The organism is Rhodanobacter sp. C05, from assembly GCF_002001165.1.
GTDB lineage: Bacteria > Pseudomonadota > Gammaproteobacteria > Xanthomonadales > Rhodanobacteraceae > Rhodanobacter.
In genome coordinates, this window is sequence record NZ_MUNQ01000008.1 from 60,765 (window position 1) to 75,491 (window position 14,727).

General features: G+C 62.1%; 13 protein-coding genes. 10 read left to right on the plus strand and 3 right to left on the minus strand.

What is annotated here, in order from left to right:
* Positions 1-64 precede the first annotated feature (64 nt).
* A complete protein-coding gene (gene lysS, locus B0E51_RS06355; protein ID WP_077444047.1) occupies positions 65-1,582 on the plus strand; it encodes a lysine--tRNA ligase in 1,518 nt (505 codons plus the stop codon).
* Between the two features lie 93 nt (positions 1,583-1,675).
* Here the strand turns inward: lysS and B0E51_RS06360 are convergent, their stop codons facing one another.
* Complete coding sequence (locus tag B0E51_RS06360; protein ID WP_077444049.1) at positions 1,676-2,803, minus strand: acyltransferase; 1,128 nt, start codon at positions 2,801-2,803, stop codon at positions 1,676-1,678.
* A 100-nt stretch (positions 2,804-2,903) separates the two neighbouring features.
* Between B0E51_RS06360 and B0E51_RS06365 the strand changes: the two genes are divergently transcribed.
* The 9 genes from B0E51_RS06365 to B0E51_RS19630 all read left to right on the plus strand — a co-directional run bounded on the left by B0E51_RS06365 (position 2,904) and on the right by B0E51_RS19630 (position 11,925).
* Positions 2,904-3,203: a YciI family protein gene (locus B0E51_RS06365; RefSeq protein ID WP_077444051.1), complete on the plus strand. Its 300-nt coding sequence runs from the start codon at positions 2,904-2,906 to the stop codon at positions 3,201-3,203.
* 8 nt (positions 3,204-3,211) lie between these two features.
* On the plus strand, positions 3,212-3,460 hold the full coding sequence (locus B0E51_RS06370) for a BolA family protein (protein WP_174570610.1): 249 nt from the start codon (positions 3,212-3,214) through the stop codon (positions 3,458-3,460).
* Between the two features lie 138 nt (positions 3,461-3,598).
* Positions 3,599-7,108 carry a chromosome segregation protein SMC gene (gene smc / locus B0E51_RS06375; RefSeq protein ID WP_077444055.1) on the plus strand — a complete coding sequence of 1,170 codons (3,510 nt, stop codon included), beginning with the start codon at positions 3,599-3,601 and terminating at the stop codon, positions 7,106-7,108.
* A 10-nt stretch (positions 7,109-7,118) separates the two neighbouring features.
* Positions 7,119-8,126 carry a cell division protein ZipA gene (zipA, locus tag B0E51_RS06380; RefSeq protein ID WP_077444057.1) on the plus strand — a complete coding sequence of 336 codons (1,008 nt, stop codon included), beginning with the start codon at positions 7,119-7,121 and terminating at the stop codon, positions 8,124-8,126.
* 165 nt (positions 8,127-8,291) lie between these two features.
* Complete coding sequence (locus B0E51_RS06385; RefSeq protein WP_077444059.1) at positions 8,292-8,759, plus strand: hypothetical protein; 468 nt, start codon at positions 8,292-8,294, stop codon at positions 8,757-8,759.
* On the plus strand, positions 8,759-8,926 hold the full coding sequence (locus tag B0E51_RS19475) for a hypothetical protein (protein WP_168172584.1): 168 nt from the start codon (positions 8,759-8,761) through the stop codon (positions 8,924-8,926). The genes B0E51_RS06385 and B0E51_RS19475 overlap by 1 nt, the downstream gene beginning before the upstream one ends.
* Before the next feature lie 4 nt (positions 8,927-8,930).
* On the plus strand, positions 8,931-10,238 hold the full coding sequence (locus tag B0E51_RS06390) for an ABC transporter permease (protein ID WP_077444061.1): 1,308 nt from the start codon (positions 8,931-8,933) through the stop codon (positions 10,236-10,238).
* Positions 10,239-10,246: 8 nt separating this feature from the next.
* Positions 10,247-11,461, plus strand: a complete 1,215-nt coding sequence (locus B0E51_RS06395; protein WP_077444063.1) for an FtsX-like permease family protein — start codon at positions 10,247-10,249, stop codon at positions 11,459-11,461.
* Between the two features lie 110 nt (positions 11,462-11,571).
* On the plus strand, positions 11,572-11,925 hold the full coding sequence (locus B0E51_RS19630; RefSeq protein ID WP_217333073.1) for a hypothetical protein: 354 nt from the start codon (positions 11,572-11,574) through the stop codon (positions 11,923-11,925).
* A 44-nt stretch (positions 11,926-11,969) separates the two neighbouring features.
* On the opposite strand, the gene B0E51_RS06400 is transcribed toward B0E51_RS19630, so the two are convergent.
* Complete coding sequence (locus B0E51_RS06400) at positions 11,970-13,241, minus strand: hypothetical protein (protein WP_217333074.1); 1,272 nt, start codon at positions 13,239-13,241, stop codon at positions 11,970-11,972.
* A gap of 206 nt (positions 13,242-13,447) precedes the next feature.
* A complete protein-coding gene (locus tag B0E51_RS06405) occupies positions 13,448-14,602 on the minus strand; it encodes a hypothetical protein (RefSeq protein WP_077444065.1) in 1,155 nt (384 codons plus the stop codon).
* Between the last annotated feature and the right edge of the window lie 125 nt (positions 14,603-14,727).

The following is a 14,727-nucleotide window of genomic DNA, read 5'->3' on the forward strand; positions in this document are numbered from 1 at the left end:
AATCCAACCCTAAACTGAGAAACGTCCGCTGCTCGGCACGAGCGTCGGCTGTAACGGAATCCCCATGAGTGAAGCGTCCGACACCCCACCCATCGACGAAAACAAGCTGATCGCCGAGCGTCGCGAGAAATTGAATGCGCTTCGCGGGCAGGGCATCGCGTTCCCGAACGACTTCAAGGTCGACAGCTTTGCCGGTGATCTGCAGGCCGAGTTCGCCGACAAGGACGTGCAGACAGCCGAAGTGATCGATGCGGCGGCACGTCGCGTGAAGATGGCTGGCCGCATCGTGCTCAAGCGCGTGCAGGGCAAGGTCAGCTTCGTGCAGTTGCAGGATTTCAGCGGGCGCATCCAGCTGTTCATCCATCAGGGCACGCTGGGCGAAATCTACGAGGCGTTCAAGAGCTGGGACGTGGGCGACATCGTGGGCGCCGAAGGCGTGCTGATGCGCACCAAGACCGGCGAGTTGTCGGTGCGCGTCGATGGCCTGCGCCTGCTGACCAAGAGCCTGCGTCCGCTGCCGGACAAGTTCCATGGTCTGGCCGATGTGGAGCAGCGCTATCGCCAGCGCTACGTCGATCTGATCGTCACCGAGGAAGCGCGCCGCACCTTCATGCAGCGCTCGAAGATCATCGGCTTCATGCGCCAGTGGCTGGAAGCGCCGAGCCGCCGCTTCATGGAAGTGGAAACGCCGATGATGCACATCATCCCCGGCGGCGCCACGGCCAAGCCGTTCATCACCCATCACAACGCGCTCGATCTCGATCTGTACCTGCGCGTGGCGCCCGAGCTTTATCTCAAGCGCCTCGTCGTCGGCGGCTTCGACCGCGTCTACGAGATCAACCGCAACTTCCGCAACGAGGGCGTGTCGACCCGGCACAACCCCGAATTCACCATGCTGGAGCTGTACCAAGCCTACGCCACCTACACCGAGATCATGGATCTCACCGAGGGCGTGATTCGCGATACGGCGAAGGCGGTGATCGGTAGTACCCAACTGCATTGGGACGGCGCCGATATCGATGTCGGCCCGGCGTTCCGTCGCTGGAGCATGGAAGACGCGGTGCTGGAGCTGAATCCGGAGATCCGCCGCGAAGAATTGCGCGACCGTGAAGCAATGGCGACGCACGCCAAGCGGCTCGGTGCGCAGGTCAAGCCGGGCTACGGCTGGGGCAAGCTGTTGCTGGAAATCTTCGAGAAGACGGTCGAACACACCCTGGTCCAGCCGACCTTCATCACTCAGCATCCGGTCGAGGTATCGCCGCTGGCGCGCGAGAGCGATACCGACAAGGGCATCACCGACCGCTTCGAGCTGTTCGTCAACGGCAAGGAGATCGCCAATGGCTTCTCCGAGCTGAACGACCCGGAAGACCAGGCCGCACGTTTCCAGGCCCAGGTCGATGCCAAGGATGCCGGTGACGACGAGGCGATGCACTTCGATGCCGACTACATCCGCGCGCTGGAAGTGGGCCTGCCGCCCACCGGCGGTCTCGGCATCGGCATCGACCGGCTGGTGATGCTGCTGACCGACTCGGCGTCGATCCGCGACGTGCTGCTGTTTCCGTACATGCGTCCCGAGGCCTGAACGACCATTCCGGAACCACCATCACCACGCATCTACGGCTGTGCGATGCGTACCGGTGTGGCGACGCGCTTCAGCACGGCAGTACGTTGTACGTCACATCGCGTCCTCGCGTACCTGGCCGATCAGCAGGAACCTGTTGCGCTTGAGCCGCAGGAACGGCTTTTCGACCAGGTGATAGGTCGTCACAGAAACCAGCAAAGTGGCGCCGGCCATGTAGATGAACAGCATGAAGTTGGGCAGATACTCGGCCAGCCGCGCATCGGACGGCTGGATGTCCAGTCGCAGCACGACCACAATGATGAACGCGGCATGCCATAGATAGATCGAATACGACCACAGGCCGATTCGGTGCAGCAGCGGATTGACTACCAGCTTGCGGAAAACCGGCTGCAGATCGATCACCGCGATCAGGAATACCGCCCACAGGATCGACAGGTACAGGTAATGCTTGTACCAGTACACGAACTGCAATACGCCAAACAGGCGCAGACCACGGAGCGTGACCTCATCGAGCAGCACCAGCGCGCCAAGCGCAGCGAGTGTGCCCAGCCAGAGGCGCTTCTTCCCGTTCATGCCACGCAACGTGGCGCCATGACGGTGGTGCAGCCACGCCGCGGCGATACCCACGGCAAACTGTGGCCAACGGCCCAGCAGGGAGTCGCGCTGGGCGGCCCAGAACCCGGTTGCGGTCGGCGAGGCGATTCTCAGATAGCAGAAGCACAGGCATGCCAGTGCAGCCACAAGCACCATGCGCCCCCATCGCTGGCGGGCCAGCCAGACCAGGACAGGCAGTGCCAGGTAGAACTGGACTTCGACTACAAGGCTCCACCAGACGATGCCGAACGGGGGCAGCGTGGCAAGACCGATGCCCCGGAACATGGCCGCATGCAGCGCTGCATGCCAGTCTCCGCTCCAGGCCGCGCCAGCCAACACCACCAGGTAGTACATGGGCAGGATGCGCAGCGCGCGATTGCCGAAGAACTGCCCGAGCACAAGCGGGCTGCCGCGAAAAAACGGCAGCGACAGCAGAAAACCACTCAGGACGAAAAACAGATCCACGCCGGTGCTGCCGCCGAACAGCAGGGCCGTGGCGAAATGGGCGTTTGGATCGGGCGCATAACCGCGTAGCGAGCCGAGGAAGTGGAAGAAGAAAACCAGGGTGATGGCGATGCCGCGCAATGATTCGCACTCGTTCAGCCGATCGTGCCGATCATCGGTCATGTTCAAGCGATTCCTTCATGCAAGGTCAGCCGATGGGCTTGTGGCGGTGCGATTTCATCTAGAATCCACGGATTCTACCTGCTGCGCGAGTCTGTTCATCATGTGGTACGCGATCATCGCGGAAGATTTTCCCGGCTCACTGGAGCAGCGCCTGGCCGCACGCCCAGCGCATCTCGATCGCCTCAACGCCCTGCAGGACGAAGGGCGCATGCTGCTGGCCGGCCCCTTCCCGGCAATCGAATCGGAGAACCCTGGCCCGGCGGGCTTCACCGGCAGCCTGATCATCGCCGAATTCCCCTCGCAGGCCGAGGCGGAAGCCTGGGCAGGAGCTGACCCCTACGTGGTTGCCGGCGTCTACGCCCGTGTGACGGTCAAGCCATTTCGCAAGACGCTGCCGTGAGTGCAGCCATGGTCGAGGAGATACGCCGTCGGCTTTCCGAGGCGCTGCTTCCCGTCGAACTGGAAATCTTCGACGAAGGTCACAAGCACGCTGGCCATGCAAACGCGGGCAAGGGCCACTACCACGTGCGCATCGTCAGTGCCGCGTTTGCCGGCCAGCTGCCGATCGAGCGGCATCGAATGGTCTATGTGGCGCTCGACGGGCTGATGGATAACGGCATCCATGCATTGTCGATCGATGCTATTCAAGATAAATAACAATAAATAACATATAGATATGATTCACTATTGAAGTGAAACTTCATATTGCATCGCATTGCAGCGCCGCCCCGCGTTTGGCACAGTGCCCTGTCGCCCGACCAGCGGGCATTACCTGACTGACCTATTGATGACCGCATGCGCCTGAGCACGATCAAACTCGCCGGTTTCAAGTCCTTCGTGGACCCGACCACCCTCCATCTGCCGAGCAACATGATCGGCGTGGTCGGTCCGAACGGCTGCGGCAAATCCAACATCATCGATGCGATCCGCTGGGTGATGGGCGAGAGCGCGGCCAGCCGCCTGCGCGGCGATTCGCTGACCGACGTGATCTTCTCCGGCTCCAATTCACGCAAGCCCGTGGGGCAGGCCACGGTCGAACTGATCTTCGACAACGCCGACGGCTCGATCCAGGGCGAGTACGGCCAGTACGCCGAGATCTCGGTGAAGCGCCAGGTCACTCGCGATGGCCAGTCCGCCTACTTCCTCAATGGCGCGCGTTGCCGTCGCCGCGACATCACCGACCTGTTCCTCGGCACAGGCCTGGGCCCGCGCAGCTACTCGATCATCGAGCAGGGCATGATCAGCCAGATCATCGAGGCGCATCCGGAAGAACTGCGCACGCACCTGGAAGAGGCCGCCGGCATTTCCAAATACAAGGAGCGCCGCAAGGAAACCGAGAGCCGTATCAAGGCCACCCGCGAGAACCTCGACCGTGTGCGTGACGTGCGCGACGAGGTCGACAAGCAGCTCGAACACCTCAACCGCCAGGCGCGTGCCGCCGAGCGCTGGAAGGCGCTGAAGGAAGAGCAGACGCGCAAGGAAGCCGAGCTGCGTGCACTGGAATACCGTGGCCTGAAAAGCCAGCACGACGGCGAAGGCGCAGGACTGTCCGCTGCCGAAATCGAGATCGAAAAACAGCTGGCTGGCCAGCGCGAGATCGAGGCGCAGCTGGAAAACGTGCGTGAGCGCCACACCGATGCCAGTGAACATCTGAATGCGGTGCAGGCCGACGTCTACAAGGTCGGTGCCGAAATCGCCCGCGTCGAGCAGCAGGTGCGACACAACCGCGAGAATGCCGATCGGTTGCAGCGTGCTCATGGCGACGCCGAGCGCGAGCACGGTGAGCTGGCCGCGCACATCGCCACCGATCGCGAGCAGATCGAAACCCTGCGCATGGCGCTGGCCGAGGGTGAGCCAAAGCTCGAAGCCCTGCAGCAGATGCAGGACGACACCGCCGAGGCGCAGCGCAGCACCGAGGCCAAACTGGCCGACTGGCAGCAGCGCTGGGACAGCCACACCCGCAATGCCGGCGAATCCAACCGCGCGGCCGAGGTGGAGCGCACCAAACTCAACTATCTGGATCGCCAGGGTATCGACCTGTCCAGGCGCCGCGAGGCGCTGGAAGCAGAACAGAAGGCCACCGACGTGGCCGCGCTGGACGTTGCTGGCGAGCAGCTGCACAACGAGCACGATACACAGCGCGAACGCGTCGAGACCCTCGGCAGCCTGCTCGACCAGCACAAGTCCAGCCACGAGAAAGTGCAGGACGAGGAACGCCAGGTGCAGTCGTCACTGAACGAGGCGCGCCAGCAATTGCAGGCCGCCCGTGGCCGGCATGCCTCACTGGAAGCGTTGCAACATGCTGCGCTTGGCCAGGAAGAAAGCGCTGCCAGTGGCTGGCTGGCCCGACTCGGGCTGAACAAATTGCGTCGCCTTGGTGAATCCCTGCAGGTCGAGGCCGGCTGGGAAACCGCGGTGGAAACCGCGTTGAGCGGCTTCATCGACAGTGTGCTGGTCGACGGCTCGCATGCCTTGGCCACCGAATTCCATGCGCTTGAGAACGCCGACGTCGCGCTGCTCGATGCCGCCGATGGCGGTGCCAACACCGCCGGCACGCTGGCGGCGCATGTGCGTGGGCCTGCCGCGGCGCTGGCGATCCTCGGCCATGTGCTGACGGCCGAATCGCTCGACGATTCACATCAGCGGGTGGCTTCGCTGTCCGCACTGGCGCCATATCAGTCGGTGATCACGCGCAACGGCGAGTGGCTGGGTCCGGGCTGGGCGCGCGTGCGTCGGGCGCAGGGCAGCCAGGTCGGCGTGCTGGCACGCGAGCGCGAGATCCGCCTGCTGGCCGAGCAGATCACCACCCTGGAAGCGCAACTGGAGGAAGCCAGCGAACGCCTGGATACCTTGCGTACCAGCAAGTTCGAAGCCGAGCGTGCCCGCGACGACGCGCAGCGCGAGCTGTACACCGCGCACCGTCGCCAGTCCGAGCTGGCCGGCCAGCTGCAGAGCCATCGTGGCAAGCTGGAAACCGCCCGCGCCCGTGCCGAGAAAGTCACCGGCGAGTTGAACGATCTGGCTGCCCAGATCGATGAACTGCAGGGTCAGACCCGTGAAGCGCGCGCACGGCTGGATGAGTCGGTTGGCCTGATGGGCGACCTGGAAGACCAGCGCCGCGAGCTGGAAAACGAGCGCCGCGCCTTGCTGGAAGCACGCGAGGAAGCGCGCATGAATGCACGCGAGGCAGCAGATCAGTCGCACTCGCTGGCACTTGCCCTTGAATCCAAACGTTCGTCGCTGGCCTCACTGGAGCAGGCGCTGGGTCGCATGGATGCCCAGTTGCGCCAGATCGAATCGCGTCGCAGCGAAATCGCCGAGCAGCTCGCCGCCGGCTCCGATCCGATTGCGGAACTGGAATCCGAGCGCCAGACCTATCTGGATCAGCGCCTGCTGGTCGACAAGCAGCTGGTGGAGGCGCGTCGCGCGCTGGAAGACTGCGATATCACCTTCCGCAAGCTGGAACAGCAACGCCATCTGGCGGAGCAGGGCCTGTCCACCCTGCGCGAAAGCCTGTCCGAGAAACGCCTCGCCGCGCAGGCGCTGCATCTGCGTGCCGAGCAACTGGCCCAGGCGATCACCGTCTCCGGCCTGGAACTGGAAACCCTGCTGGCCGAACTGGCCGAGGACATCGACGCCAACCAGTGGCGCCAGCAGCTCACCGACCTCGGTCAGAAGATCGTGCGGCTGGAACCGGTCAACCTTGCCGCGATCCAGGAACACGCCGAGCAGAGCGAGCGCAAGACCTACCTCGATAACCAGCTCGCCGATCTGGTCAGCGCGATGGAAACGCTGGAAGGCGCGATCAAGAAGATCGACCGCGAGACTCGCCAGCGCTTCAAGGAAACCTTCGACAAGGTCAATGCCGGCGTGCAGGAACTGTTCCCGCGCCTGTTCGGTGGCGGTCATGCCTACCTGGAACTGACCGGGGACGACCTGCTCAATACCGGTGTGTCGATCATGGCGCGTCCGCCGGGCAAGCGCATCTCGAATATCACGCTGCTTTCCGGCGGCGAGAAGGCGCTCACGGCGGTCTCGCTGGTGTTTGCCATCTTTGGCCTCAATCCTGCACCGTTCTGTCTGCTGGACGAGGTCGATGCACCACTGGACGAAGCGAACGTCGGGCGCTTCTCGAGTCTGGTCAGGGAGATGAGCGAAAAAGTGCAATTCATCTTCATCAGCCACAACAAGGCCACGATGGAAGCGGCTACCCAGCTGTGCGGCGTGACCATGAAGGAACCGGGAGTGTCACGATTGGTGCAGGTGGATCTGGCCGAAGCGGCTAAACTGGCAGGAGTTGCCTGAGGACACCATGATGACGCTGCAACCTGTGCTCGCCTTCGCCTGGAACGCCGCCCTCGGCATTCCGCTGTTGATCGTTGGCCTGATCGTGCTGGCGCTGATCTGGCTGTTCGGTCAGCCGAGGAAGGAGCAGGGCAAGCGTCGTCCTTCTCCAACTGAGCACACCGGCGAACGGCGCGAACCGACACTCGGTGACAGCCCAAGTCTGGCCGATGATCCCGTCTTCAGCGCGCTGGATCGATCAGGGCATGGCAGCCATCATGCGGATGCTCCGCAACCCCAGCAGGGTGAGCTGGAAGTCGGTCTGCGCGAGGAACTGGAACGGCTGGGTGCCACGCTTTCCGGCGAGCGCCATAGAACGACGCCAAAACAGGCCACACCGGAACGGCCCGCACTGGCTGGCCACGCCGCATCCATCGTGGATGCCTTGCGTGCGCCCAGCTCCGATGAACAACCAGCACCACAAGTGGCTCCTGCAACCACGCCGTCAGCTGCTGCACCGACGATTCCCCCGGCATCCACCACACCGAAGGTGCCACCACGCTCGGATCTCGGCCGCCGACCGAGTCAGTTGCCGGTCGAACGCATCGTCACGCTGTTCGTGGTGGCGCGCGAAGGAGGGCACTTCAATGGCCCGGATCTGGTGGTAGCCGCCGAAAAGGCCGGTCTCGAATTCGGCGACATGGGCATTTATCACCGCCTGCTCGATGGCAAGCGCGAACTGGGCCCGATCTTCAGTGTGGCGAACATGCTCAAGCCCGGCAATTTCGACCTGGGCCGGCTGGATGCATTGCACACGCCTGGAGTGAGCTTCTTCATGACCCTGCCTGGCCCGTTGCCGGCACTCGATGCATGGGATGCGATGCTGCCAACCGCGCAGCGTCTGGCCGAGCTGCTGGATGGTCACGTGCTCGACGAAGAGCGCAACGCGCTCGGCCGCCAGCGCATCGCGCACATCCGCGACCAGTTGCGCGGCTGGGATCGCGACCACGAAGGCAAGGAAATCATCTTCGGTCGCTGAGCAATGCCGCCGGTAGTGGATTCTTGGGGGCGACGTACAGAAGTCAGATGTCCAGCAGCGATATGCCTGACTCTGCACTAGACTCTCTCAAGGGACCCCAGACAGGTTTGCGTCAGGTCCTGATGGTGCGGGATTTTCCGCAATCTTGCTGGGGAGCTGGATGCAATGGCCATTCCGATGTCCTGGAAAATTGGCGCCGTCGTGGCCGGCTTGATTGTCGCGGTATTGGCCTGGAACGGACTTTCCGAGTACCTCGCGGCGCGTCATGCCGATGAGCTCATGCGCGATTCCGCTCGCACCGCCGAGCAGGATGCAGAACAGGCAAAAGCCCAGGCCCAGCAACATCACGCAGAGTTGGCGGCTGATCTGAAGCAGCAGAGTGAAGATCTGTCCAACACCTATCAGCAGGTGACTGAGCAGGCTCGGCAATATCAGGCGGAGCAGCTTGTACGCCAGAACAGGCAGCAGCAGGAAGCACTTCGGGTACAGGCCAGTTACCAGCTGGACCGAAACCAGCAGTGCGATGGCGGCATAGTCATCAACCGCAGTGGTTCAAGCTTTACACAAGCTGTCGACAAGGATGGGCAGCCAATCCAATGCAAAGGGGACACCGCAGCAGAGCCACTGCGTTGATGGAGCTGCTCGAAGATCTGCGCAGCGACGTCACGTCGATCGTGATGGCGACCCAGGATCCGAATCTGGCCCAGCGCAGCGTTCATGTGATGGAGGCCTGCTCGGTGGACATCGCCGAAAAGGCTCGTCTACAGGGCCGCGCTGCCCGGCAGCCGTCGGCGGCATAGCGCGATGTTCGGTTATTACCTGCGTCTGGCCGTCCGCAGCCTGCGCCGCGCGCCGATACTGACCACGCTGATGATCACGGCGATTGGCCTGGGTATCGGCGGGTCGATGACGGTGCTCACGGTGTTCCGTGCAATGTCCGGTGACCCGATCCCGGACAAGTCCTCGCAGCTGTTTGTGCCACAGATCGATCCTTGGGGGCACGGCCATGGTTTCGGCAACGAGCCGCCGGATCAGTTGACCTACCTGGACGTCGAGCAACTGCTGCGGCAGCACCTGGCGCGGCGGCAGAGCGCGATGTACGGCGTGGGTTTTTCGGTGATACCGCGGGATGCCTCGCAGCCGGCATTCGACGTCGATGGCCGCGCCGTAAACGCCGACTTCTTTCCGATGTTCGAGGTACCGTTCCGCTATGGGGCACCGTGGACGGCCGACGATGACCGGCGTGGTGCGGATGTGGTCGTGATCGGCCAGAGACTCAATGACCGGCTGTTCCAAGGTGCCAACAGCGTCGGCCGGAGCATCGATCTGGATAACCATACGTACCAGATAGCCGGCGTGCTCGATGATTGGCAGCCTGTACCCCGTTTCTACGCTGTGGCCTTCGGCGCCGGCGCCTTCGAAGACACGGATGACGTGTTCCTGCCATTCACGCGCGCCATCGACAGTCACATGGCGTGGCAGAACATCAATTGCAACAAGCCGCCCGAATCGAGTTGGGAAGGGCATATGCAGTCCGATTGCGTGTGGCTGGGATTCTGGGTGGAGCTGCCGACCGAGGCGGACGTACAGCACTACCGAAGCTTCCTAGACCATTACGCAGCGGACCAGCACCGCAGCGGGCGTTTCCAGAATCCGCCGAACAATCGGCTGCGCAACGTGCGTGAGTGGCTCGATGCCGAGCACGTGGTTTCGAACGAAGCCACCATCATGATGCTGGTTGCCTTCGGTCTTCTGGTCGTCTGCCTGATCAATGCGGCCGCCTTGATCCTGGCGAAATTCATGGGCCGTGCCGGCGAATTTGGCGTGCGCCGCGCGCTGGGGGCGAGCCGCCGCGCCATTTTTTCGCAGTGCCTGGTCGAGACCGCAGTGATCGGCGTTGTCGGCAGCGTTGCCGGGCTTGGGTTTACGTTGCTTGGTCTTGTCGGCTTGCGTGCCACGCTGACCACGACGATCGAAAAGCTTGCGTATCTGGATGTTGCCGACGTGCTGATCGCCATCGTGCTGGCCCTGGCGGCGACGGTCGTCACCGGCCTGTATCCGACCTGGCGAGCGGCACAGGTGCAGCCCGCCTGGCAACTGAAGACGAACTAGGAGCCTGGATGCGTATTCATCCGATCATTTCGTCGATGCGACGCAACAAGGTCGGCGTCATCCTCGTCGCCTTGCAGATGTCACTGACGATCGCGATCCTGTGCAATGCGCTGTTCCTCATCCATCAGCGGCTGCAAGACAGCAACAGGCCCAGCGGCATCAGCGATGAAGACAATGTGTTGATCGTGAGCAGCGAATGGATTGGCAATCCACCGGACAGCAAGTCCATGCAACTGGCCGATCTTGCGGCGTTGCGCCAGTTGCCAGGTGTTGTCGACGCCTATGCGACGAACGGCTTTCCGCTCAGCGGCGGCTGGGGCTGCACCGTCCGTCTGGTTCAGACGCAGAGGTCGCCGACCACGTCATGCTCATTCTATTTGGTGGATGAACACGCGCAGAAAGTGTTGGGTGCGCGCCTGACAGCAGGACGCTGGTTCACCGCTGCAGAAGTCGTCGACCGCCGCACCAACGATGCAATGCCACCGTCGGGCGTGATCATCGTGACCCGCGCCCTGGCGGACAGGTTGTTCCCCGATGGCAACGCGCTCGGCAAGATCATCTACATCGACCGTGCTGCGCAGACGATCGTGGGCGTGATCGAGCGCTTGCAGGGATCGTATGGAGCGAGCAACGAGTCTGACAACATCGAATATTCGGTATTGCAGCCGAACCGCTACATCGACCGCGTTGGCCGTTACGTCATCCGCACACAGCCAGACAAGATCGCTAACGTATCGGCTGTGGTGCAAAAGGCGCTGCTCAGGCTGAACAATGCGCGGGTGATGCGTTACGTCCGCACGTTCGCTGAAATGCGCGCAAGAGCCTACCGCGGTGCCCGCGGCTTTGCAGCCGTTCTGGCGACGATCTGCGCAATCATGCTTGCCGTCACCGCCTTCGGCATCGTCGGCCTGACCACGTCCTGGGTGACGCAGCGCAGGCGGCAGATCGGCATTCGCCGTGCGCTGGGTGCCACACGCCGCGCCATCCTGCACCAATTCCAGATCGAGAACCTGATCATTGCGATCGCCGCCTCCGTGGTCGGTGCGGGTCTGGCGATCGCACTCAACCTGTGGATGGTCAGCCGCTTCGAGATGCAGCGAATGCCGCTGCTGCCCGTGATGGCAGCCGCGATCGTGGTGCTGGGTCTCGGCCAGGCGGCAGTGCTGTGGCCGGCGCTGCGGGCGTCATCGATCCCACCGGCCCTGGCGACACGGAGCGCCTGACCGGCCACTGTCACGTCCTCGCAAACCTGCTTTTCCGTTGTCTCGGTCCATCGATGACAACCATCCGCAAAGCGCGAGATACTGACGTCATCTGCGAAAGGGGGCGGGCGATGAAAGGACTCAATGTTTTCCTGTGGGTTGGTACACCGCTGCTATTTCTTCTCGTGGGTGCTCTGATCTGGACAGCTCATCAACAGAATGACCCTGTTTCACCTCACATCGCTGCTCAGGCTGATTCACGACCCGATACACGGCAGCTCATCGCGCTTCTTTCGCGGCGCCCTTTCTCGTCGGTTTATTACAAGCATGGTCAGCCTTTGCCAGCGGGTTTCAAGTGTGGCGCTACTGATCGACTGGTTTACCACACGCTTTATTACAACGGGTCAACTGTAACCGTGCCCTACGTCTTGGGCGGTGAACTGGTGCGGTGCGAGGTTGATGAGCGTTCCAGTCACAGCCTCTAGATCTGGAACTTGGTTCTTTGCCTTGCGGAGGTTGGCGGGAAGGCTCATGGCGTGTTTTCCGTGGGTGCGATCAGCTGACCGGTAAATGGATTCCAGCCTTTGGCTGCCAGCACGGCCCAGGCGGTCGCGCCGAGATGGGGCAGGTGGTAGTAGAAGAAGTCGGCGTGCGTTGACGTTGGGCCAATGGCGAAGTCCGTGCTGATCCGCGTTTGTGGAGTGGCGTAGAGCATGCCGCCATCGCCGCGTTGGGCAGCGAGCAGTTGCCACACCGTGTCAGGCACTGTTTTGCCGCTGGCCTGCAATGCGGTGGCAACCTGCGCCGTGCCTTCGGTCCATATCCCGTCAGGCTGACGCCGGTAGCCGTAGCCATTGCCGCTGCGATGCTGTTTATCGACCCATGACCAGACCTTGCTCCATTCGGCAGGATGTGGATTGAACGCGAGCAGCGGCCAGACCTGGGCGTCCAGCCCTGACTTGTCGCGGGAGAGCGTCTTGCCGTCATCAAGGGTGCCGACCAGAAAGCGGTGCTGCGTGTTGTCCCACATCGCATTGACGAAGCTACCGGCCAGTTTTGCCTGTAGCGCAACCACCGGGTCGCCGCCGTCACGAACAATCCATGTGGCAGCTGCATAGACGTCTATATTGTGCTCGGTGGCTTTCCAGTGTTGCGCGCGCTGGGCGTTGTCGTAGCCGAAGAGTCCACCCTCGTAGCCTGCTGGTGGCGCGGTGCCCGTGGCATGAACCTGGATCCATCGCAGTTGTGCCACGGCCGCTTTCAGGTAACGCCGATCATGGCTGCTGTCATACACGGTTAGCAGCAGCAAGGTAGCCCACGCAACATTGCCGGTGGACGTGCCCACCTGATAGGGATCCTGACTCCAGTAGTTGCCATGACTCTGCCAGTAGCCCGGCAGTTGGACCTTGTCGGCATCGGTGAGGCCCGCCCGGTAAGCATTGCGCAGCCGACCATCCTTGAAGCTGGGATCGTGCGCGGCAGCAAGCAGCAAGGCATCGGCAATGCGCCGTGCTTGATTGGGTTCTCCGCAAGCCGTGAGAGCAATCCCTGCGAGGGCATTGTCGTAGATGAAAGCCACGTCTTGCAGTGCCCGAGTCGAGTCATCGCCCTGTTTCAGAGTGGGGTAGCTCGGCAGCAGCATGGGGCCGTTGCCCGGCTCCGCCGCCGCGGCCGAGCGCAGGCTTGTACAGCTGTTGTCGGCAAGCTTCTGCTGTAGCGCATCGGCTGTGTTTGCATGAGTGGAGGCAAACATCATGCAGATCAGGCTGATGCTTGCAACATGACGCCATGGCATGGACATGCAGGTCTCCTTCGACGGCACCATCAACGCAAGCTTGCCATCTCGATGGTTGTCGCATGAACATGGCTATGAGACTTGAGCCACAGATTGAAAGCAGCCAATAAACTCGGGCCGAGGAAAATAGTCAGTCCATAAATCCGGGACGCCTGCGTGAGATGGTCAGAATGTTGGCGGATGACGCATGACAAACGGTCGGACCTTGTCGGTCATCCGGAACACGTGTAGCCGATCAAGACATAGATTTGGTTGTCCAGGTTCGGCGTCATGGCGGCGAGCGTGCCGGGCAGTGACAAGGTCGCTCCCGCGGCGCCGAGCAGGGTTCCGGTGATGGCACTGGACGAGGGCGCACTGGCCGTCACACTGGCACCCTGTGCATTTTGACCGAACAGCCGCACATCGCCGAATGCGATTACCTTCTTCATTCCCTGCACGTAATAGGGCAAGAACGAGCTGTCGATCGTCGCCTGGAAAGGTGTCTTGCCATTGCCGTTCACGTACGCGGCCCATTCGGTCGGGAAATCGTATTTGAGGCAAAGCAACAGCGTCTGCGGCGACTGCTTCACGTCGGCGAAGGCCAACTTCAATTCCTTGGTCGCCTGCGAGCCCAAAGGGTTGCCGGCTTGGCGGGCCGTGTAACGGATGTGCAGGATGACGTCCGATATTGTCGTGTAGTCGAACGCCCGCAAATCGCCTGGCAACGTCAGTGTCCAGGTGCTGATCGCGCCTGCGCCCTCGAACGGCAAGAAGCGCTCGTCGTGCAGGTTGGTTTCGAACAATCCACTGTCGTTCGATGCGCCACTGGTGACGATGACGTCCGTTGCGCCGAAATAGTCGATGAAGCGGATGTCGTCTTGCGATGTGTCACGGCGGTAGGCACCGTTCGCGAGTAGCGGCGAGATGCGCAGCGAGCTCGCTTGCAAACTCAGCGTGCAATTGACGCTCGCGTAAGGCCCGACCACCGAGGGGATCGACATCGAGATCGACTTGATCCGGCGCATATAGTGGCCGGGGCAATCGCGGTCGTAGAGCCACTCGGGGATGGAAACCGTGCAGGTTCCCGTGAGGCGCATGGCGATTAGTGCTTGCGGGTCGAGTTGGCGCAGCGACACGTGGCGCGTCATCTCCAGTTCGCGGGTGTTGTTGTCGTGATAAGCCATTTCCAGGCGTTTCAGGTCGAAATGCAAAGCCTCGCCTGACAGCAGACCTTGGTGTCCGGAATCCCAGTAGTTGAACTGGATGAATTGCGTGTCGTCGAGTGCGGGCTGCATCAACTCGCGCTTCATGGTTTGTTCGGCGCGTCGGACCGTGTCGCAAGCGAATCGGTAATACTGGTAATAGAGGCCGGAAATCTCGCTCTGCATCCAGCCGTCGATGATGGTCGGTGTAGCTGCTGCGTCACGGGCAGGGCATACAAGTAATGGCCAGAGTCGGAAGGATCAGCCGCAGGCACCTGCCGCAGTGCCCTTGATCTGATGATCACGTAGGC

Coding starts and splice junctions, on each gene's coding strand:
- B0E51_RS06365 (WP_077444051.1), top strand. CDS start 2,904: ATGTGGTACGCGATCATCGCGGAAGATTTTCCCGGCTCACTGGAGCAG.
- B0E51_RS06360 (WP_077444049.1), bottom strand. CDS start 2,803: ATGACCGATGATCGGCACGATCGGCTGAACGAGTGCGAATCATTGCGC.
- zipA (WP_077444057.1), top strand. CDS start 7,119: ATGACGCTGCAACCTGTGCTCGCCTTCGCCTGGAACGCCGCCCTCGGC.
- B0E51_RS06385 (WP_077444059.1), top strand. CDS start 8,292: ATGGCCATTCCGATGTCCTGGAAAATTGGCGCCGTCGTGGCCGGCTTG.
- B0E51_RS19475 (WP_168172584.1), top strand. CDS start 8,759: ATGGAGCTGCTCGAAGATCTGCGCAGCGACGTCACGTCGATCGTGATG.
- B0E51_RS06390 (WP_077444061.1), top strand. CDS start 8,931: ATGTTCGGTTATTACCTGCGTCTGGCCGTCCGCAGCCTGCGCCGCGCG.
- smc (WP_077444055.1), top strand. CDS start 3,599: ATGCGCCTGAGCACGATCAAACTCGCCGGTTTCAAGTCCTTCGTGGAC.
- B0E51_RS06405 (WP_077444065.1), bottom strand. CDS start 14,602: ATGCAGAGCGAGATTTCCGGCCTCTATTACCAGTATTACCGATTCGCT.
- B0E51_RS06370 (WP_174570610.1), top strand. CDS start 3,212: ATGGTCGAGGAGATACGCCGTCGGCTTTCCGAGGCGCTGCTTCCCGTC.
- B0E51_RS06395 (WP_077444063.1), top strand. CDS start 10,247: ATGCGTATTCATCCGATCATTTCGTCGATGCGACGCAACAAGGTCGGC.
- B0E51_RS19630 (WP_217333073.1), top strand. CDS start 11,572: ATGAAAGGACTCAATGTTTTCCTGTGGGTTGGTACACCGCTGCTATTT.
- lysS (WP_077444047.1), top strand. CDS start 65: ATGAGTGAAGCGTCCGACACCCCACCCATCGACGAAAACAAGCTGATC.
- B0E51_RS06400 (WP_217333074.1), bottom strand. CDS start 13,241: ATGTCCATGCCATGGCGTCATGTTGCAAGCATCAGCCTGATCTGCATG.